The following is a 19,770-nucleotide window of genomic DNA, read 5'->3' on the forward strand; positions in this document are numbered from 1 at the left end:
TTTTATTTCTATGTTTACGTGGCTCAAAAATGGAAGCACTGCTTCCATTTTTTTCGTATCTTAGATTCAAGTGAACAAAACTGTAAATAAGGAAAAGAACTAAAGTTACGTGCCTTGCAAAAAAAACAGGAAAGCAGTTTTTTCCTCTTTTTTTGTAGCATGTATTCAAGCAGAATAATTCTAATCAAGAATCAAGTTGATTTTTTTAATTTAAAAATATTAATAATGAATAAATAGTTTATCAGAAGAAGGATTTCTTATTTATTAAATATGATTTCTATATAAAGAGTTATTAAGCCTAAATTCTACTAATAATCTTTGTGAAAAATTCAAATGAAAATATCTAAATTATTTTAAGTCTTTAATTTTTAAAAATTTAAAATTTAAACTGAACTAAATAGTTGAAATTAAATAATTTATTTGTTAATTAAGTATTTATAAAGCTTATTTGAATAATAAAGTTATTTATTCGGTTATATTTAAATTAATAACTATATTTAATTTTACTAAGGAAATAATGTGAATAATTTTTTAATAAAATTGCAAAATAAGTTTTTAAATATTTATTTTTATTTAAAAATATACAAGCCATTGTTTTAAATATTTTATTTAGAAAAAATTTAATGATCAAAATTGAATATAATTATCGCTATGTAGTAAAAATAACGAAAAAAAACGGAATAAATCACATTTTTTTATGCACTGATAAGGAAATTGTAAGACTTTGTGAAAATTATTGTTTTAATAAAATAGATTTTAATAATTTTATTTTAATCAGTAACTTAATGTTTTTATTTTTTTAGTAAAAAATGGTAAGAATAGAGAGAACTCTAAGATGTTCGGATTTGTAATGTTATGTGATTTTATATAAGTATTTATTATATAAATAAAAAAATCTTATTTGAAACAAAAAAATATATTGTGAATAATAACATTTTTGATTTTTTTTTAAATAATGATAATAGAATTGCCTCAGCGCTTATAACTTAAGTGCTCATAATAATAAAGAGAACTTTAATATAAGCGTAAAACTAATAGATAGACATCTTCTTTAAAAAAAGAAATGGAGAAAGACATGAAAAAAATGACTCAAGCAGCATTGGCAGCATTAGTGATGAGCTTTGGCTGTGGTTCAACATTAGTTTATGCAGATGCAGAAATTGCAGGCAAGCCAGGTCCCAAACCAACAAAACCACATAAGCCAGGAAAGCATGGATGTGGGGATAAATGTGATGGGAAAATTAAAATTAATTTGAAAGTCGATAAACATTGTGATGTAGATATGGGTGATACCGTATTAAACCTTGCTCGTTCTACAGCAGGCGGTGGTGAAGTATGGACGGATTCAACATCATTTAGTGTAGATACCAATTCATTCTTTAGAGTGAATTATGTAGCACCTACACAATTAAATGGTGCTGGAGGTTCTGTTCCAGTAACAGTCGCAACTTTGGCAAATGGTGCAAGTTATTCAACTGGAGATCTATTGGAAACTACTTCAGCTACATTTGATGTTACTGCTACTGTAGCGGGTAGTGATTATCGTGATGCACGTGCCGGTGACTATAGTAACGTATATACTTTTGCAGTAGCATTCTAAAAATTATAAATGACTTAATAATAGGAGATGTTTAATACATCTCCTATTTTAATATTATTTTTTAATAAAAATATTAAGCTAAAATATGGGATTTTGTTATGAATGGGAAGATTTTAAGCTTTTTTACTCTGTACACGACAAAAATAGATAACTCATTGAAATAATGTCACAATAATTGTTTTCTAACGACGAATACTATGATACATCTCAATGAGTTATATCTTATCTTAAACAAATCTCTAAAATGGAACAAGTCACATTTAAAGTGCTTTGCGCTCATCATGCTTGTGATTATTTTAAAGCAAACATGTAATCTTTCTTCTGCATCTAAAGCCTTGCCCATCAAGTGCTTACCACAATCATTTTATCGACGTATGCAGCGCTTCTTTGCAGGTCAGTATTTTGATTATCGTCAAATTTCTCGGTTGATTTTCAATATGTTTTCATTCGACCAAGTGCAACTGACTTTAGATAGAACCAATTGGAAATGGGGAAAACGAAATATTAATATCCTGATGCTCGCAATCGTTTATCGTGGAATAGCGATACCTATCCTTTGGACATTGCTTAATAAACGTGGAAATTCAGATACGAAAGAGCGCATTGCTTTGATTCAACGCTTTATAGCCATTTTTGGTAAAGACCGTATTGTGAATGTGTTCGCAGACAGAGAGTTTATCGGTGAGCAGTGGTTTACATGGTTAATTGAACAAGACATCAACTTCTGCATTCGTGTTAAAAAAACTTCATTGTCACCAATCATTTAGGAAAGAATCATAAAATTAGTGATTTATTTCGCCATCTTAAAGTTGGTCAAATTGAATGTCGTAAACGACGGATTTTGGTTGGTCGGGTGAAACTATATATAAGTGCACTACAGTGGCTTTGTTGCACAAAGATTTGAAATGCAAAGCGCCCCTAATTGAGCCAAATTTAAGGCGTAACTTGGGTAAGTGGTCGACCTAATTCCGTAAATCTGTTAAGGACTGCTACACGTGCATGAATTTCATTCACCTGACTAGGAAAGCTTCTTGCCATTAATTTATCGCCTAATAATTTGATGCAATGCATCTTGGTTTCCACCAAACTGCGGCGATGATAGCCTGACCATTTTTTCCATAATGTCCTGCCTAAACGTTTAACTGTTCGAAGTAATTCATTTCGCTCTAGCGAGCTACTCTTTGTATCTTTCCATGGTTTCGCATTTTTTCTAGGTGGAATCACCGCATGTGCTTGCCGATCTGCAATGACCTGACGGCATTGCTTGGTGTCATAAGCTCCATCGGTATAAACAGAGTCAATCTGCTCATCTTGTGGAATCTGATTAAGTAAATCACCAAGCACCTGTGAATCACTGACATTATTGGTTGTGAGCTGAATAGCGCGTATTTGTAGGGTTTTGGCATCTATACCAATATGTAGTTTACGCCATTGGCGACGATATTCAGCTCCATGTTTCTTGCGTTTCCATTCGCCCTCACCTAGAAACTTCATGCCTGTAGAGTCTACGAGTAGATGCAGCCCATCGCTACTTTTTTGGTAGCTGATTGCAATATCAATATGCTTTTGTCTTCTACAAAGCGTACTGTAATCTGGTGCGGTCCAATTTAATCCGCAAAGTTTAATCAGACTTTGCACAAAGCCAGTGACCATACGTAAAGATAGACGGAATAAGGATTTAATCATTAAGCAGCATTGGATAGCTGCGTCGGAGTAGGTTTGATTTCGCCCTTGTTTGCCTTTTGATGGAGCATACCATTGCGTAGCAGGATCAAACCAAATGGCAATATTTCCGCGACTCATGAGTGCTCGGTTATATGCGGGCCAATTGGTTGTGCGGTAGATTTTGTGTGTAGGCTTCTTCATTTGAAAATTATATCGCTGAAAAAGCCTTTACAGATAGGTTTGTGCAACAAAGCCCACTACAGTTAGAAAATGGAGAGCTTTTACTCGTCGTTTCTCCTCAGTTTAATGCCAATGCTATTCAGGATTATGCATTACGCTGGGAAATTGAAACCTTATTCAGTTGTCTCAAAGGACGCGGGTTTAATCTTGAAAATACGCGCTTGACAGACCCTAGACGAGTGAAAAAATTGATTGCGGTGTTAGCTATAAGCTTCTGTTGGTGTTACTTAACGGGTGAATGGCAACATGATCAAAAAAAAGTGATAAAAATAAAGAAGCATGGACGACTCTCAATGAGTTTATTTCGCTATGGTTTAGACTATGTTCAAATGGCGATTCAGCGTTTAATTGGTTTTGGGAAAAAAGAAGAGTTTAAGGAAATTTTGGCAATTTTAAGAAGGCAGAACCCTGATAGGATAAGGGTTCTGTGAAATTTGTCGTGTACAGAGGCTTTTTTATATTATTTCTTTGTGGTTTTTATGCATCAGCAGGAATAAAATTTACACCTGTCCAGATGAATATAGATGACTTCAAAAGGCAGAAAAGTACAACTGTAAATATTGAAAGTACGGGGATATCTACTTCCAAAATATATGAAATTAATGCATTTAAGTGGGAACAAAATGATAAAGGGGAAGATATTCTAGTAAAGGATGATACATTGTTATTTAACCCAAAAATTTTTGAATTAAAACCAGAGAGTAAACAATTGGTTCGGATGGGTTTTAGTCAATCCCCAGCAAACTTAAAAAAAGAACAAGCATGGCGAATTATTTTTGAAGAAATTACGCCTGTTGTAGATAAATCTAGGCAGAGTAAAACTTGAAGTGCGACATAAACCACCTAATTAATTTAAAGGGTTTATGGAGTATATAAAATTGTCATACCATCATCTTAACTTTGAAGATCGTACTGCATTAATGCTTGAGTCAAGAAAAGAAGGCTTTTCACCCAGAAAATTTGCTGAACTTATTAAAAGACATCCTAGTACGATCTATCGTGAACTTAAAAGAAATAGCATCAATGACGTTTATCAAGCTCGATATGCTTCTGATAACACCTTCGCTAGACGTAGACGTGGTCACAGAAAACTCAAAATCGACTCAATCCTCTGGAGATTTATTGTTGAAGCGATCCGTTGTTTATGGTCTCCTCAGCAAATAGCAAAGCGTTTAAAGACATTTCCTGATTTGGATCAAACAATGAATGTAAGCCATACAACGATTTACTCAACTATACGAGCATTACCAAAGGGTGAGTTGAAAAAGGACTTATTATCCTGTCTGCGTCATGAAAATAAAAAGCGAAAAGCTAACGGTGAACCTAAAAAAGATTCTATATTACAGGATATTAAAACTATTCATGAGCGCCCAGCTGAAGTTCAAGAAAGAAAAATACCGGGTCATTGGGAGGCCGATTTAATTAAAGGTAAAGACAATAAAAGTTCGATAGCAACACTTATTGAACGAAATACACGGCTCTGTATCTTGGCAACATTACCTGATGCAAAGGCAGAATCAGTGCGCAAGGCTTTAACTGAAGCTCTGAAATATTTACCTGCAGAACTGCGTAAAACGTTGACCTATGACCGTGGACGTGAGATGTCAGAACATAAAATACTCGAAGAAGATTTAGGCATAGATGTATATTTCTGTGACCCACATTCACCATGGCAAAAAGGCACATGCGAAAATATGAATGGTTTAATTAGGCAATATTTACCTAAAGGGATTGATTTAAATCAGGCAGATCAGCATTATTTAAATCAAGTTGCCATGTCACTGAATACTCGTCCTAGAAAAGCGTTAGATTGGCTTACACCATTAGAGAAGTTTGCTCAGCTTGTTGATTATCATAAGGCTTTTGAAACTGTCGCACCTCATGTTTGAATTCGCCCTAACTTAACTTTTCTATTTAATTTTTCTTTACCATTATTTGCTGGTAAACAAGTATCTCCTAAGCTGGATGTAAATATTCAAAAAACGAGTAATACATCTTATTTAAACATTAATAATGTGGCTGATTCTCATGCAAAGCTTATAGAAATAATTGTTTTAGATCAGAATAATAAAGAAATAGTTAAAAAAATATAGTTCAATATATTTTAAGTGGTAAAAAGGTTGTGGTTGATCTGGGTGATATTAATGTAAATGGGAAGTTAAAGCTTAAAATAAAATTAGAGGACCAAGCAGAATATCTTGAATTTCCTATTAAAGTATAGTTATTAAATAATAAAAAGTAAAAGGATAATACTATGAGATCCACAAAAGTCCTTCTTATGATTGTATGTGGGATGGGATTGTCAAATATCAATGCAGAAATAATTCAAGGAATAACAAAGCCAGAAAACCCAGAAATACTTATCGTTAATATTTGGGTGAATGGCTTAGATTATAACACGGAAACAGTAACTTTTTTTGAGGGGGATAAGAGATTTGTTGAATGTAAGGCTTTGGAAAATATTGGAATTCGTGTAGAGAAAACACCTCGGCATACAATTAAGAAGGATTTTTGTCTTATTACTCAACCGGGAATTAAAGTCGAAGATGATTATAGTTTGCAAGCAATAAAAATATTTTTCCCTGTCGATTATTTTGTGGGAACTGACTATGATCTGCAAATAGAAATTCCTGAAAAAGCAAACTTTGGAGGTTTTGTTAATTATAATTTATTTTATAATAGAGATGATGAAGACCAAGATTTTAACACGTTTTCAGAATTTGGCATATTTAAAGATTATTGGTTATTTAAAAATGCTTTTTTATATCGAAAAGAGCCTGATGAGTTTGAAGAAAATTTGTTAAGAGTAAATAGCACTCTAGATATTGAATTTCCAGAAAAGTATTTAAGATTAACTATAGGAGATACTACAAGTACTTATAATTCATTAAATAGTTCTTTTCGTTTCGGAGGATTAAGTTTTGGAACAAATTATACAGATCGACCAGATTTTATCTACTGGAACACTCCTAACTTAATAGGAAGTGCAAGCCTACCTTCAACTGTAGACTTATTCATTAATGGTGTAAGACTTTATAGGGACTCAGTTGCTCCGGGATATTATAACCTTCCAGCTGGAGGTGTTTTAAGTCAAGCTGGGAATGCTCAAATAGTAGTTGAAGATATTTTAGGTAATCGTACTGTAAGAAGTTTTCCTGTTTTTATTAATAGTCGATTACTTAAACCAAAACTAAATGAATATAATAGACTTCCTTCATAAATCATTTTTCAATCAATTTAATTGTTTATCTTTCACCCAATCTAAATTGTATATGCCAGCAAGTAAATTAAACCGCAGGTTTAATCTTTTACGACGATTTCTATATACACAAGATAAAATCTTAAAACATTTCATCCTTCCAAATACATGCTCTACTTGAATTCGTCTACGACCAATCTCTGTATTTAACTTTTTTAATTCAGAATCTAATTTTTCAGTTTTCTTTGCTTTAGATGGCATGAGGTATCCAAAACCCAATTTTTTTATCCCTAAATACCCCTTATCAACGATAAAAAAGGGCTTAAATTTTAATTTCCTCATACTTTTTTTAAATATTTTAAAATCATGCATGCTTCCATGACTTCCACATACACTCAGTATTTCACCTGTTGTATAGTGCATAGATAGCTGAAATTTAAAGGTATGTCGCTTTTTTTTACCGCTATACCATTTCTTCTGTTTTTTTTGGACGTTGAACTAATATTTCAGTTGCATCAATCACAACAACTTCCCAATCCACTTCATCTCGATTAGGAAGTTGTTTTGGCAAGTTAAATTTTCCAGAACGGATTAAGGTATCTTCAATAACACGTGTGATACGAATTGCACTCGTTTCAGATACACCGTAACTCATACCAAGATGGAAAAATGTTCGATATTCTCTCCAATATTCTATACATAAGAGCAAACGATCTTCCAACGGTAATTTATGCGGTCGTCCTTTACCAATATGACGAGGTAAATGCTTATTTAGCTCGGCCAACATGAGGTTAAATGTAGCCCAACTAACACCGGTAAGCCTACGAAACTTAACGTTTGATAATTTTTGAATATCTTTGAATTTCATCCAAGGATTATCTCTTGAATTAAATAATTTTGCTGATTAATTTAAGATCAAATAAATTGTACGTTTTTTGATTTATGACGGAAGTCTAATATCTCATTCGGTAAGCTGCGTTATAATTATGATTCTGTAGATGATGATTACCGTGACTTTTTTTCTAAGTTTTATTTCCGTCGTGGTATTAACTCTTTTACTACTTTAGGTGTCGATCTTTTATATAACCAGGATGTTAGTAATCTTGATTTATTGTGGACGCAAGGTATAAGTAAATATTTTTTAATTGATAGTGCTTTTTCAGCTAGTCAAATTAAAGATGGAGATCAAGGTTATGCTGCTAAAATTAGTCTGACTCGAAATTTAAGAAATTGGTCTGTAGGATTAAATGGTAAGTATTTCTCTGAAGAATACGAATATCTGGGAAATAATTTATATGAATCTAATCTAAAATATTCGGGGATGTTCTATTTTAATTTTTCTAATCTAAAATTTATTGATAATTTGGGTTTTAATTATATATATCAATCTTACTACAATAATAATGGATTATTAAGCGAAGATCGTAAATTTTTTGATATTAGAGCATCTAAGGCTTTAACAAATAATTTATATACTAATTTTGGTTTTTATAAGGACTATAGTGATGAGGATGATCAAGGATTTAATATTGCTCTTTATTATAATTGGGGAGCAAATAAACGAATTTCCCTAGACCATGATACGGCCGATAATGAAACAGCTTTAAGTTTTAGTCGAACCACCTCAACCCAAAATGGTTTCGATTATGGGCGAATTCAAACATGAGGTGCGACAGTTTCAAAAGCCTTATGATAATCAACAAGCTGAGCAAACTTCTCTAATGGTGTAAGCCAATCTAACGCTTTTCTAGGACGAGTATTCAGTGACATGGCAACTTGATTTAAATAATGCTGATCTGCCTGATTTAAATCAATCCCTTTAGGTAAATATTGCCTAATTAAACCATTCATATTTTCGCATGTGCCTTTTTGCCATGGTGAATGTGGGTCACAGAAATATACATCTATGCCTAAATCTTCTTCGAGTATTTTATGTTCTGACATCTCACGTCCACGGTCATAGGTCAACGTTTTACGCAGTTCTGCAGGTAAATATTTCAGAGCTTCAGTTAAAGCCTTGCGCACTGATTCTGCCTTTGCATCAGGTAATGTTGCCAAGATACAGAGCCGTGTATTTCGTTCAATAAGTGTTGCTATCGAACTTTTATTGTCTTTACCTTTAATTAAATCGGCCTCCCAATGACCCGGTATTTTTCTTTCTTGAACTTCAGCTGGGCGCTCATGAATAGTTTTAATATCCTGTAATATAGAATCTTTTTTAGGTTCACCGTTAGCTTTTCGCTTTTTATTTTCATGACGCAGACAGGATAATAAGTCCTTTTTCAACTCACCCTTTGGTAATGCTCGTATAGTTGAGTAAATCGTTGTATGGCTTACATTCATTGTTTGATCCAAATCAGGAAATGTCTTTAAACGCTTTGCTATTTGCTGAGGAGACCATAAACAACGGATCGCTTCAACAATAAATCTCCAGAGGATTGAGTCGATTTTGAGTTTTCTGTGACCACGTCTACGTCTAGCGAAGGTGTTATCAGAAGCATATCGAGCTTGATAAACGTCATTGATGCTATTTCTTTTAAGTTCACGATAGATCGTACTAGGATGTCTTTTAATAAGTTCAGCAAATTTTCTGGGTGAAAAGCCTTCTTTTCTTGACTCAAGCATTAATGCAGTACGATCTTCAAAGTTAAGATGATGGTATGACAATTTTATATACTCCATAAACCCTTTAAATTAATTAGGTGGTTTATGTCGCACTTCAAGTTTTACTCTGCCGTGCGTAAGTCCTATATTATCATTATAGGCTTTTTGATATTTAAAATTTTATTTTTAAAAATCGATATCGACTGAGATCTGGTCCTGATAGTCTCCTGCAGGCACACCACTATAAGGATTATCAACTAGTTGAACAGAAATAATATATTTTTGTCTTTTTCCAGAATTTTGATCAAGTTTTACCCCCCATAGATTACTGTTAGCCCCACTTAAATTTAATTTGGTTCGTAATTTATAAGGACCATTCGATACATAACTTGTACCATCCGGATTTATCAAGTTTTGGCTACTGAATAAGATAGAGTAACCTTTATCACAAGAAACATTAAAAGAGGTTGCAGCTTGGCTACGTTGATAACTTGCCAGACGCAATTCTGAATCAGTAAATCCATCAATAGAACAATACTGAGCTGCCGCGATTCCACTCATTAGTAAGGTAGTTATAAATATGAAGAGTTTTTTCATTTTTTTGTACTCCTATCTGCATATTGCTTCTAGCATTTGTTTATCTAAGTTCTGGAATTGATTTTCATTAAGTGTGAACTGAACTTGGCACTGTTGGCCTCCTTGAGTCTGGACTTTGAGGCTATATGAACCGGCTTTGAAGAGGTATAAATAAACCATTCCCTGACTATCCACAAAAAAAGGTTCTGCAGTTATGCCTTCTACAACCACTTCAGAGCCTGGTGATAAATTATTTTGTTTAATATCTTTGAGTCTAAGGGCTATACGCTTAGTTTTGTGAACAGGAAAATTTAACCGATATCCTCGCTGTTCAAGTCCAATTATTTTTTTTGAAGATTGTTCGAAAGTTTCATCTAAGCCTAACTGATTATGATCAAAAGAAATATCATAATGAATATAAGGAATCAGATTATGAACGAACATATAACCATTTTTATTGGTACTCCCCACCAGTCCAGCCGAACGGTAAATATCTAAGTCTGGGTGCTGATCCACGTGCACAAGTGCAAACGCATTATCTGCATATTTAGTCAGTGCTACTTTACTCCCTAGCCAGACTAAAGCACCATCAAAACTAAGCTGTGAATTGCGACGATCCTCATATTCATCATGAGAAAGCTGCAAATTGCCAACACTGGTTTTCCATAAACCATAAGCATTGTAATGAAGTTCATCATCAGCTTGGTTTACGCCTATTACATGGCAGAGTAAAACTTGAAGTGCGACATAAACCACCTAATTAATTTAAAGGGTTTATGGAGTATATAAAATTGTCATACCATCATCTTAACTTTGAAGATCGTACTGCATTAATGCTTGAGTCAAGAAAAGAAGGCTTTTCACCCAGAAAATTTGCTGAACTTATTAAAAGACATCCTAGTACGATCTATCGTGAACTTAAAAGAAATAGCATCAATGACGTTTATCAAGCTCGATATGCTTCTGATAACACCTTCGCTAGACGTAGACGTGGTCACAGAAAACTCAAAATCGACTCAATCCTCTGGAGATTTATTGTTGAAGCGATCCGTTGTTTATGGTCTCCTCAGCAAATAGCAAAGCGTTTAAAGACATTTCCTGATTTGGATCAAACAATGAATGTAAGCCATACAACGATTTACTCAACTATACGAGCATTACCAAAGGGTGAGTTGAAAAAGGACTTATTATCCTGTCTGCGTCATGAAAATAAAAAGCGAAAAGCTAACGGTGAACCTAAAAAAGATTCTATATTACAGGATATTAAAACTATTCATGAGCGCCCAGCTGAAGTTCAAGAAAGAAAAATACCGGGTCATTGGGAGGCCGATTTAATTAAAGGTAAAGACAATAAAAGTTCGATAGCAACACTTATTGAACGAAATACACGGCTCTGTATCTTGGCAACATTACCTGATGCAAAGGCAGAATCAGTGCGCAAGGCTTTAACTGAAGCTCTGAAATATTTACCTGCAGAACTGCGTAAAACGTTGACCTATGACCGTGGACGTGAGATGTCAGAACATAAAATACTCGAAGAAGATTTAGGCATAGATGTATATTTCTGTGACCCACATTCACCATGGCAAAAAGGCACATGCGAAAATATGAATGGTTTAATTAGGCAATATTTACCTAAAGGGATTGATTTAAATCAGGCAGATCAGCATTATTTAAATCAAGTTGCCATGTCACTGAATACTCGTCCTAGAAAAGCGTTAGATTGGCTTACACCATTAGAGAAGTTTGCTCAGCTTGTTGATTATCATAAGGCTTTTGAAACTGTCGCACCTCATGTTTGAATTCGCCCACTATTATTTATAGATTCTCTGTGGTAGCAGATGATTTTTATCGAGAATAAAGTCATCAATGAAGTTTTTGATAACTGGTCTAAATAATTTCTTCTGCCAACGATATACATTTTCAAAGATCCGCTCAAACTGGTTCTTTTGTATCTCAACGTAGGCCATCAAGGCTGAAAAAATATGATTCAAAATCAGTTTAGATCGTCTTACTTGAAACTTTTCAATATGACAAACCTGTTTAATCACCCGGTGATATTGTTCTATTTTCCAATGACTTGAATGTAATTCATAAAAACCATCAAAGGACAATAAATCATCTTCATCTTGATGCACAATATAAAATCTCTGCTGTTCTTTTAACTGAGTCTTAAATAATTGTACAAAGCCAACATCTTTGAGCCAGACCACTTGACCCTGATGAAAATTCGGCAATAAACGGAGTTGAAACCATTGTCCTTTTTCAGGGGAAACCTTACGGTTACTGTCGACACCAAACATAAATCGAATACCATGTTTTCTTATGGTTTTTAGATTTTCAGTCGATGAATACCAACTATCACCTGTAATGAATTGAATCTTTGCACCCCAATCGAGTACTTCACTTAACATCTCCATAAAGTAATCATTCTTGGTTTTACTTTCTGACTTATCATAAATTCGAAAATTAATTGGAATATTTTTGCCATGTTGATCTGTCGCATACAAGGTAATGAGATTAATACCCTTGACGGATCGGTGGTGTTTACCTGACCAAAAATAGCTAACTAAGTCCATATGTTGACTATATGGCTTATCTAAAACAGTATCATCAATACTGACTATAAGTTTATTATTATCAATGTGTTGAATTGCTTCTTGATATAGATCGTGAGCTGTGTAGTCTTCACGCTCCAAAAAGCGATTTACACTATCATGCGAGATATTATAAGTCTCGGCAAGTTGTGTGCAGCTAATAGAGTTCGGTTCTGTCATGAGAAAGCCCATATAAATGGGTAATGTACAAGTTGCTGTAGAAGCATGTTTAATTCGTCTGATCACAGATACTTTATAAAGTATTTTAATACTTTTTTGAATCCGTCAATGCGTAAGTCCTATAATAAATAATTGAAAATATTTGAAAGTATTGAAGGGGAGTGTGTAGTAAGTGAATATCTGTTAAACAAGCAGATATTCACTTACTTTTAAGTCGAATGGAGAAGTGGTAAGCATTGTTGTGGAGTTGTATTTAAGCTTCATGATTCATCAAATAGTCATGAGATCTTTCTATACTGGGTGAAAAATATAAGCGAATAGGTGCGAGATGCAACAAATTTCCATCTCAGAATTATTAGAGCAAAGACCTGTTATTCACAAAATCCAGTTTGATTTAAAAGAACAACGTAAACAGGCCATTCATGACAAAATAGTCCTAGAAGATCTGACACGGTCCCGTTTAAAAATTGCCATCGTTACCGAAACCTGGCCTCCTGAAATCAATGGTGTTGCCCATGCTTTATTGCAACTTTGTAAAGGATTGCAAAAACAGGGACATAAGATTTTATTAATACGTCCAGAACAACGACAAGCCTGTAACGATTTTAAACCACATAGTGAATGTCTGGTTAAAGCGCATTGCCTTCCTAAATATAGCAATTTGCAGTTTGGTAGACCGCAATTTCTAAAAATCCATCAAGCTGTTGAAATTTTTACACCTGATATTATTCACATTGTGACCGAAGGCCCTTTGGGTCTGGTAGCTCAACAGCTTGCAAAATTCCATAAAATTCCAGTCTCTAGCGGTTTCCACTCATCATTTCAGGAATTTAGTCGGTTTTTTGATTTGGCTTTTTTACTGAAGCCAATTCAAGGCTATTTAAAGTGGTTTCATAATAATACTGATTTGACCTGTGTTCCGAGTCGAGGCACGGCTCAAGCCTTAAATCAGTTTGGTGTGACTTGTCCCTTGGCAGTTGTGGGCAGAGGCGTCGATCCAGATACATTTTCACCAAAGTGGCGATCACCAGATTTGCGCTATGCTTGGGGAGTTTCAAACGAGACCCGGGTGATGTTGTATGTCGGACGGCTTTCTCCTGAAAAGGAAATTGACGTGCTGATCAAAACCTATTTTGTGCTGCGCCAAGTTCGTCAGCAAGATATACGTTTGGTGGTGGTTGGAGATGGGCCGGATCGCACTCGACTGCAACAACTGAATCAGGATGGCAGTATTGTTTTTACCGGTAGCTTGACAGGAGAAAAACTGTCAGCGGCGTATGCCAGTGCAGATGTCTTCTGTTTTGCCAGTCAGGTTGAAACCTTTGGAAATGTGGTATTGGAAGCGATGGCCAGTGGCTTGCCAGTGATTGCTTATGATTATGCTTGTGCAAACTTGCATGTGCAGCATGGTGAAACGGGATGGTTGAGTAGACTTGGACATCAGCGGGGTTTGATTCAGCAGATGCTCGGACTGCCTGATCTGCAAAGATTACAGCAGATGGGCGCGCAAGCACGTAAAAAAGCCGAAAAAGTAGGCTGGCAATATCCGGTCCGGCAATTTGAACAGGCACTGTATTCACTGGTACAGCATCAGGAATACAGGATATAAAACAAGAAAGGAGCAACAGTGTGAAACTCCAGAATGTAAAAATTAAATTTTTAGAAATCGATTTGAAAGGCTGTGTTTATCTGAATCATTTTTCGCATTCAGTCCGTATTGCCACTTTTTTTAAAATGATTAGCCGCTTAGGAAATGGTGCATTTTGGTATTTCATGCTGATACTGGTTTGGATCATGCAAGGCTTGATCTATACCGTGCAGATTGTTTATCTGATTTTGGGAAGTACCATAGGTACTATGATTTACAAGGTGCTTAAAATCAAAACCGTACGGCCACGTCCTTATCAGGTGCATCAGGTGATCCGTCTGGGTGAGCATCCACTGGATCATTTCAGTTTTCCCTCGGGGCATACCTTGCATGCCGTGATGGCAACCACCGTTTTAGGTTATGTCGCACCTTTATTACTGATGCTGATGCTGCCTTTTACGATTCTGGTCGCAGTGTCCCGAATGGTGTTGGGATTGCATTATCCAAGTGATGTGGCAGTTGGCGCAATTCTGGGTGGCATGATGGCAATTGCTATTGTCCTGACCGCACCTTATCTGAATATTGTGCTGTAAAAATAAGTGAAAGCCGGAGCAAAGGCTCGCAGATTTTCACAGATTTGTTAAAGTACAGCATCAAAGCAATTATGGTGAGAAATAGAGATGGGTTTACGTTGGACTGACACTCTCGATATCGCGATTGAACTCTACGAAGCGCATCCAGATGTGGACCCGCAGTGGATTCGTTTTACTGATTTACATGCCTGGGTATGTGCTTTGCCTGAATTTGAAGATGATCCAACCAAGTCGACTGAAGGTCTGCTTGAAGCGATTCAAATGGCATGGATTGATGAGGCACGCTAAGCCCTCATCTTAAAAAAGCATTTTTTTACAGATGAAAAGCAGAAAAATGCGCATTATCTCGGTATAATGCGCCAAATTTTCATGTCAACAATTGACTTAAGGAGCCTATCATGGCTATCGAACGTACTTTATCTATCGTTAAACCAGACGCAGTTGCTAAAAACCACATCGGCGACATCTTTGCTCGTTTCGAGAAAGCTGGTCTTCAAATTGTTGCAACTAAAATGAAACATTTGACTCAAGCTGAAGCTGAAGGCTTCTATGCTGAGCACAAAGAACGTGGTTTCTTTGCTGACCTAGTTGCATTTATGACTTCTGGTCCAGTTGTTGTTTCAGTTCTTGAAGGCGAAAACGCTGTTCTTGCTCACCGTGACATCCTTGGTGCGACGAATCCTAAAGAAGCTGCTCCTGGTACTATCCGTGCAGATTTCGCTGTAAGCATCGATGAAAACGCTGCTCACGGTTCTGACTCTGTAGCATCTGCTGATCGTGAAGTTAACTACTTCTTCGCTCAAACTGAGATTGCTCCACGTACTCGTTAATTCGCAGTATTCAAGCCAGATAAGTGTTATTATACTTATCTGGTTTTTTTATTCTCTGAATAATTCTTTGCTCACATATTGAGCTTCTCCTTTCATCTTTAGACATGGTTTAGGTAATACACATGAGTACTGAAGCAGTCGCTGTATCAGCAGTTTCTGAGCCACAGCAACACACTCCATCCGCTCCAGCACAGGCAAATACTGTCGAGAAAGTGAATTTACTTGGCATGTCACGTCCGCAAATGGAAAAATTCTTTGAGGACATGGGTGAGAAGAAGTTTCGTGCCGGGCAGGTGATGAAATGGATTCACCAATTTTTTGTGACTGATTTTGCTGAAATGACCAATATTTCAGGAAAACTGCGTGAAAAATTAGAAAAGATTTGTGAAATTAAAGCGCCTGAAGTGGTGCATAAAAACTATTCCAAAGATGGAACCCGTAAATGGGTATTCCGTGTTGGCGACGGTGACGGTTCCCTCGTCGAAACCGTATTGATTCCTGCTGAACATCGCAGTGGTTTACGTCGCACTTTGTGTATTTCTTCACAAGTGGGCTGTGCACTGGACTGTTCATTCTGTTCGACCGGTAAACAGGGTTTTCAGCGCGATTTGACCCAGGCAGAAATTATCGGTCAGCTCTGGATGGCGAACTATTCCTATATGGAAGATGTGCCTGTACTTGAGCGTGAACGTTCAGTCACGAACGTGGTGATGATGGGCATGGGCGAGCCATTACTCAACTACGATGCAGTATTGAATTCAATGCGCATTATGCTGGATGACTTTGCATACGGCATGTCAAAACGTCGTGTGACTTTATCGACTTCTGGTGTGGTGCCGAAAATCGATCAGATGGTCAAAGATATTGATGTGGCGCTGGCTATTTCATTGCATGCGCCCAATGACGAGCTGCGTAACGAGCTGGTGCCGATCAATAAAAAATATCCGCTTGAGCAGCTGATTGCTGCATGTCAGCGTTATATTGCCAAAGATGGGAATGAAAGTTCACGTAAACATGTGACGATTGAATATGTGATGTTAGATGGCGTGAATGACCATCCTGAACATGCTCAGCAAATGATTAAGCTGTTGAAGAATTTGCCAAGCAAGATTAATTTGATTCCTTTTAATCCGTTCCCGCATGCGCCATATGGCCGCTCAAGCCGCAACCGGATTATTTCTTTCCAAAAAACTTTGTCTGATGCCGGTTTTGTGTGTACGATTCGTCAGACACGCGGTGATGACATTGATGCCGCGTGCGGACAGTTAGTCGGACAAGTTGCTGACCGTACCCGTCGTGCGGAACAGTGGAAAAGAAAATTGCGCAATCGAATGAGATCATGCGCTCACAAGGATAATAAGAGGTCGCCAGTTGAGAAATCTAACATCAAAGTTTGCTTTGATTTCAACAGTATGTGTGTCTTTGGTTTTAGTCGCGTGTCAGACGCCAGATCTGGGTCAGAAAGACCCTGAAAAGGCCACCAAAGTCCGTACCCAATTGGCGGTAGAATATCTGAGAACAGGTGACCTGGATGCAGCTAAACGTGCGCTGGATCAGGCACTTGAAAGCAGTCCGCGTGATTCTCAAGCGAATATGATGATGGGCGTGCTACTGCAACAGGAAGGTAGTAAGCTTAATCTCGAAAAAGCAGATCATTATTTCAAGCGTGCGATTTCGGCAGATCCGAAAAATGCGCAGGCGCGAAATAATTACGGCACTTATTTATATCAGCTTGAACGCTATAATGATGCGATCGAGCAGTTTCAAATTGCTGGTGCCACGTTGGGTTATGATCAGCGATTCCGCGCACTGGAAAATATGGGGCGGATTTACCTGAAACTGGGTGATACAGCAAATGCTGAAAATCATTCAAACAGGCGCTACAAGCCAATCGCGATTCCTATATTTCAATGTTAGAGTTGGCAGAAATATTTTATTTGAACCAGCAGTTCCCGGCAGCGACACAAATGTATCAACAGTTTGTGCGTGGTGTGGGGCAGAAAAATCAGGGTGCCCGTGCACTCTGGATTGGCATTCGCACTGCGCGTGCCGGAGGTGATCAGTTGGGTATGCAGGTATTGGTCAACCAGTTACGTGCACTCTTTCCTGAAAGCCAGGAATACCAACGTTATTTGCAATTACAGTACAGTACTGAGGCCGTATGGAAGTAAATCCTAATTCACCATCGAATCATTCGAGCGTAGCTCCAAATGCGTTAGGAAATATTCAACGTCCGGGCGAGTACTTGCGCCAGATTCGTATCAATCAGCAACGTAATCTGGAAGATGTAGCGAAAGAGCTGAATATTCCGGTCAAAACCCTGACTGCTCTTGAGCAGGATGAATACAAATCTTTGCCAGAAGCGACCTTTATCAAAGGTTATTACCGGACTTATGCCAAATTTCTGGGTGTAGATGCGTCTAGTATTATTCAGCGTTTTGATGAAATCTATACCAATGATACCGGGTTGCTGCCGAATCATGCCCTGAACAATTCTCCAATTAAAATTATGGGGAAATTACCAGGTTCCAAGCGTGACCGTAATCGTAAGTGGTTAAAGCGCATTTTTATTACGCTGGTACTTTTGCTGATTTTGGGCGCACTGTTTGCCATGATTCAGAACTGGTCGAGTAGTAATTCCCAAAATAGCAGTGAAGTCTCTGGAGTAGGCGCTTCTAATGTCGAGATTCTGAATCTGGATACAGGTGCCGCACTTTCCGGTGATCAGCTGAAGCTTGATTTTAACCGTCCGACTTCGGTGCATATTGTCGACTCGGCGGGTAATGTTCTGGCAACTGGCCGTCAGGCATCGAGCTTGCAACTGAATGGTGAAGCGCCATTCCAGATTCGTCTGGATGATGCATCGGCTGTATCACTCAGTTTGAATAATGAAAATATTTCATTGTCACCCTACACTGTGAACGGAAAAGCAGAATTCCGTTTATCACCTTAACAGATCAAGAGTAGAGCAGAACGATGATCGTAAATCCAATTAAACGTCGTCCAACACGTAAAATTCGTGTGGGTTCAGTTTATGTGGGTGGTGATGCACCAATCAGTATCCAGTCCATGACCAATACTGAAACCTGTGATGTGGCAGCTACGGTTGCACAAATCCAGCGCTGTGTAGATGCAGGCGCGGACATCATGCGGGTTTCTGTGCCTACCATGGAAGCGGCGGCGGCATTTGGTGAAATTCGCAAGCAGGTCAATGTACCTTTGGTGGCGGATATTCACTTCGATTATAAAATTGCTTTGGCAGTTGCCGATTTGGGTGCAGACTGCCTGCGGATTAACCCGGGCAACATCGGTTCGGAAGCGAAAATCCGTGAAGTGGTGGCCGCAGCACGTCATAACGACATTTCCATGCGGATCGGTGTCAATGCCGGCTCACTGGAAAAAGATATTCAAAAGAAATATGGCGAGCCGACTGGTCAGGCATTGCTTGAATCTGCGATGCGCCATATCGATATTTTAGATCGTCTGGATTTCCAGGAATTCAAAATTTCAGTCAAAGCCTCGAATGTGTTCCTGACCATGGATGCGTATCGTTTGTTGTCACAGCAAATTGATAATCCGCTACATTTAGGTGTAACGGAAGCGGGTATTTACCGTACCGGTTCGGTTAAATCTGCGATCGCTTTGGGTGGCCTGCTGATGGAAGGCATCGGGGATACCATGCGTATTTCCTTAGCTGCCGAGCCTGAAGAAGAAATTAAAATTGGTTTTGATATTCTGAAATCGCTGGGTCTGCGCTCCAACGGGATTAACTTCATTGCCTGCCCAAGCTGTTCACGTCAGGAATTTAATGTGATTTCCGTGATGCAGCAACTTGAAGAGCGTTTAGAAGATATTCGTACCCCAATGGATGTCTCGGTCATTGGCTGTAAAGTGAATGGGCCGGGCGAAGCTAAAGAAGCGGATATTGGTGTCGTAGGTGCAGCACCACGTTCACTGGTGTACCGTAATGGTGAAAAGAGCCATTTAATTGACACAAATCAATTGGTTGATGAAATCGAAACCATGGTTCGTCAACGTGTTACCGAGCTTGAAGAAGCTAAATCTAAAGAAATTATTCGTACAAGTTTTCCTGAGTAG

At 37.4% G+C, this 19,770-nt stretch carries 17 protein-coding genes and 6 pseudogenes; 16 read left to right on the forward strand and 7 right to left on the reverse strand.

Annotation, left to right across the window (positions count from 1 at the left end):
- Positions 1 to 1,075: 1,075 nt before the first annotated feature.
- Together HGD77_RS02805 and HGD77_RS02810 are read left to right on the forward strand one after the other, a co-directional pair.
- Positions 1,076 to 1,600, forward strand: coding sequence for a hypothetical protein (locus HGD77_RS02805; protein WP_005103231.1), 525 nt, complete (start codon positions 1,076 to 1,078; stop codon positions 1,598 to 1,600).
- Between the two features lie 197 nt (positions 1,601 to 1,797).
- Positions 1,798 to 2,480: pseudogene (locus HGD77_RS02810) on the forward strand (IS4-like element ISAba1 family transposase); the annotation flags it as partial.
- Positions 2,481 to 2,533: 53 nt separating this feature from the next.
- Here HGD77_RS02810 and HGD77_RS02815 read toward each other — a convergent pair.
- On the reverse strand, positions 2,534 to 3,466 hold the full coding sequence (locus tag HGD77_RS02815; protein ID WP_000743272.1) for an IS5-like element IS17 family transposase: 933 nt from the start codon (positions 3,464 to 3,466) through the stop codon (positions 2,534 to 2,536).
- A gap of 50 nt (positions 3,467 to 3,516) precedes the next feature.
- Between HGD77_RS02815 and HGD77_RS02820 the strand changes: the two are divergent.
- From HGD77_RS02820 to HGD77_RS02840, 4 genes and pseudogenes are all read left to right on the forward strand, one after another.
- Positions 3,517 to 3,936, forward strand: a pseudogene (locus HGD77_RS02820) (transposase); the annotation flags it as partial.
- 83 nt (positions 3,937 to 4,019) lie between these two features.
- Positions 4,020 to 4,313 (forward strand): annotated as a pseudogene (locus tag HGD77_RS02825) (fimbria/pilus periplasmic chaperone); the annotation flags it as partial.
- Positions 4,314 to 4,425: 112 nt separating this feature from the next.
- Entirely contained in the window at positions 4,426 to 5,394 is a 969-nt protein-coding gene (locus HGD77_RS02830; protein ID WP_228761474.1) for an IS30 family transposase, read from the forward strand.
- Positions 5,395 to 5,759: 365 nt separating this feature from the next.
- Positions 5,760 to 6,725 carry a hypothetical protein gene (locus tag HGD77_RS02840; RefSeq protein WP_228761456.1) on the forward strand — a complete coding sequence of 322 codons (966 nt, stop codon included), beginning with the start codon at positions 5,760 to 5,762 and terminating at the stop codon, positions 6,723 to 6,725.
- Between the two features lie 12 nt (positions 6,726 to 6,737).
- Here HGD77_RS02840 and HGD77_RS02845 read toward each other — a convergent pair.
- A pseudogene (locus HGD77_RS02845) lies at positions 6,738 to 7,130 on the reverse strand (transposase family protein); the annotation flags it as partial.
- Between the two features lie 37 nt (positions 7,131 to 7,167).
- Positions 7,168 to 7,491, reverse strand: a complete 324-nt coding sequence (locus HGD77_RS02850) for an IS5 family transposase (protein WP_032031561.1) — start codon at positions 7,489 to 7,491, stop codon at positions 7,168 to 7,170.
- A 324-nt stretch (positions 7,492 to 7,815) separates the two neighbouring features.
- Here HGD77_RS02850 and HGD77_RS02855 point away from each other — a divergent pair, with 324 nt between their 5' ends.
- A complete protein-coding gene (locus HGD77_RS02855; RefSeq protein WP_228761457.1) occupies positions 7,816 to 8,370 on the forward strand; it encodes a hypothetical protein in 555 nt (184 codons plus the stop codon).
- On the opposite strand, the gene HGD77_RS02860 is transcribed toward HGD77_RS02855, so the two are convergent.
- The 3 genes from HGD77_RS02860 to HGD77_RS02870 all read right to left on the reverse strand — a co-directional run bounded on the left by HGD77_RS02860 (position 8,361) and on the right by HGD77_RS02870 (position 10,640).
- Positions 8,361 to 9,329 carry an IS30 family transposase gene (locus tag HGD77_RS02860; protein WP_228761474.1) on the reverse strand — a complete coding sequence of 323 codons (969 nt, stop codon included), beginning with the start codon at positions 9,327 to 9,329 and terminating at the stop codon, positions 8,361 to 8,363. The genes HGD77_RS02855 and HGD77_RS02860 overlap by 10 nt on opposite strands.
- Before the next feature lie 165 nt (positions 9,330 to 9,494).
- Positions 9,495 to 9,905 (reverse strand): hypothetical protein, encoded by a 411-nt coding sequence (locus HGD77_RS02865; protein ID WP_005103244.1) that lies wholly within the window; start codon positions 9,903 to 9,905, stop codon positions 9,495 to 9,497.
- Positions 9,906 to 9,917: 12 nt separating this feature from the next.
- On the reverse strand, positions 9,918 to 10,640 hold the full coding sequence (locus tag HGD77_RS02870) for a fimbria/pilus outer membrane usher protein (protein WP_228761458.1): 723 nt from the start codon (positions 10,638 to 10,640) through the stop codon (positions 9,918 to 9,920).
- A 77-nt stretch (positions 10,641 to 10,717) separates the two neighbouring features.
- Between HGD77_RS02870 and HGD77_RS02875 the strand changes: the two genes are divergently transcribed.
- Complete coding sequence (locus HGD77_RS02875; RefSeq protein ID WP_228761474.1) at positions 10,718 to 11,686, forward strand: IS30 family transposase; 969 nt, start codon at positions 10,718 to 10,720, stop codon at positions 11,684 to 11,686.
- A 12-nt stretch (positions 11,687 to 11,698) separates the two neighbouring features.
- Here the strand turns inward: HGD77_RS02875 and HGD77_RS02880 are convergent, their stop codons facing one another.
- Positions 11,699 to 12,727 (reverse strand): transposase, encoded by a 1,029-nt coding sequence (locus HGD77_RS02880; protein WP_168730660.1) that lies wholly within the window; start codon positions 12,725 to 12,727, stop codon positions 11,699 to 11,701.
- Between the two features lie 262 nt (positions 12,728 to 12,989).
- Between HGD77_RS02880 and HGD77_RS02885 the strand changes: the two genes are divergently transcribed.
- From HGD77_RS02885 to ispG, 8 genes and pseudogenes are all read left to right on the forward strand, one after another.
- Complete coding sequence (locus HGD77_RS02885; protein WP_004733049.1) at positions 12,990 to 14,270, forward strand: glycosyltransferase family 4 protein; 1,281 nt, start codon at positions 12,990 to 12,992, stop codon at positions 14,268 to 14,270.
- Between the two features lie 20 nt (positions 14,271 to 14,290).
- A complete protein-coding gene (locus HGD77_RS02890; protein WP_168730661.1) occupies positions 14,291 to 14,842 on the forward strand; it encodes a phosphatase PAP2 family protein in 552 nt (183 codons plus the stop codon).
- 87 nt (positions 14,843 to 14,929) lie between these two features.
- A complete protein-coding gene (iscX, locus tag HGD77_RS02895) occupies positions 14,930 to 15,130 on the forward strand; it encodes a Fe-S cluster assembly protein IscX (protein WP_004278360.1) in 201 nt (66 codons plus the stop codon).
- 110 nt (positions 15,131 to 15,240) lie between these two features.
- Entirely contained in the window at positions 15,241 to 15,672 is a 432-nt protein-coding gene (gene ndk / locus HGD77_RS02900; RefSeq protein ID WP_004647460.1) for a nucleoside-diphosphate kinase, read from the forward strand.
- Positions 15,673 to 15,794: 122 nt separating this feature from the next.
- Positions 15,795 to 17,029, forward strand: a pseudogene (gene rlmN / locus HGD77_RS02905) (23S rRNA (adenine(2503)-C(2))-methyltransferase RlmN).
- A gap of 14 nt (positions 17,030 to 17,043) precedes the next feature.
- Positions 17,044 to 17,843 (forward strand): annotated as a pseudogene (pilW, locus tag HGD77_RS02910) (type IV pilus biogenesis/stability protein PilW).
- Positions 17,834 to 18,625, forward strand: coding sequence for a helix-turn-helix domain-containing protein (locus HGD77_RS02915; RefSeq protein WP_004647463.1), 792 nt, complete (start codon positions 17,834 to 17,836; stop codon positions 18,623 to 18,625). The pseudogene pilW and the gene HGD77_RS02915 overlap by 10 nt, the downstream one beginning before the upstream one ends.
- Before the next feature lie 23 nt (positions 18,626 to 18,648).
- The gene (ispG, locus tag HGD77_RS02920; protein ID WP_004278355.1) at positions 18,649 to 19,770 is read left to right on the forward strand and encodes a flavodoxin-dependent (E)-4-hydroxy-3-methylbut-2-enyl-diphosphate synthase; all 1,122 of its coding nucleotides are present in this window, start codon (positions 18,649 to 18,651) and stop codon (positions 19,768 to 19,770) included.

Origin of the sequence: Acinetobacter sp. NEB149 (assembly GCF_012516415.1) — a bacterium.
Lineage (GTDB): Bacteria > Pseudomonadota > Gammaproteobacteria > Pseudomonadales > Moraxellaceae > Acinetobacter > Acinetobacter lwoffii_V.

What these genes read in the sequence shown, in the direction of transcription:
- HGD77_RS02875 (WP_228761474.1), top strand. Translation starts at nt 10,718, where the DNA reads ATGCTTGAGTCAAGAAAAGAAGGCTTTTCACCCAGAAAATTTGCTGAA.
- HGD77_RS02865 (WP_005103244.1), bottom strand. Translation starts at nt 9,905, where the DNA reads ATGAAAAAACTCTTCATATTTATAACTACCTTACTAATGAGTGGAATC.
- HGD77_RS02805 (WP_005103231.1), top strand. Translation starts at nt 1,076, where the DNA reads ATGAAAAAAATGACTCAAGCAGCATTGGCAGCATTAGTGATGAGCTTT.
- HGD77_RS02915 (WP_004647463.1), top strand. Translation starts at nt 17,834, where the DNA reads ATGGAAGTAAATCCTAATTCACCATCGAATCATTCGAGCGTAGCTCCA.
- HGD77_RS02850 (WP_032031561.1), bottom strand. Translation starts at nt 7,491, where the DNA reads ATGTTGGCCGAGCTAAATAAGCATTTACCTCGTCATATTGGTAAAGGA.
- ispG (WP_004278355.1), top strand. Translation starts at nt 18,649, where the DNA reads ATGATCGTAAATCCAATTAAACGTCGTCCAACACGTAAAATTCGTGTG.
- HGD77_RS02860 (WP_228761474.1), bottom strand. Translation starts at nt 9,329, where the DNA reads ATGCTTGAGTCAAGAAAAGAAGGCTTTTCACCCAGAAAATTTGCTGAA.
- HGD77_RS02885 (WP_004733049.1), top strand. Translation starts at nt 12,990, where the DNA reads ATGCAACAAATTTCCATCTCAGAATTATTAGAGCAAAGACCTGTTATT.
- HGD77_RS02830 (WP_228761474.1), top strand. Translation starts at nt 4,426, where the DNA reads ATGCTTGAGTCAAGAAAAGAAGGCTTTTCACCCAGAAAATTTGCTGAA.
- iscX (WP_004278360.1), top strand. Translation starts at nt 14,930, where the DNA reads ATGGGTTTACGTTGGACTGACACTCTCGATATCGCGATTGAACTCTAC.
- HGD77_RS02815 (WP_000743272.1), bottom strand. Translation starts at nt 3,466, where the DNA reads ATGAAGAAGCCTACACACAAAATCTACCGCACAACCAATTGGCCCGCA.
- HGD77_RS02840 (WP_228761456.1), top strand. Translation starts at nt 5,760, where the DNA reads ATGAGATCCACAAAAGTCCTTCTTATGATTGTATGTGGGATGGGATTG.
- ndk (WP_004647460.1), top strand. Translation starts at nt 15,241, where the DNA reads ATGGCTATCGAACGTACTTTATCTATCGTTAAACCAGACGCAGTTGCT.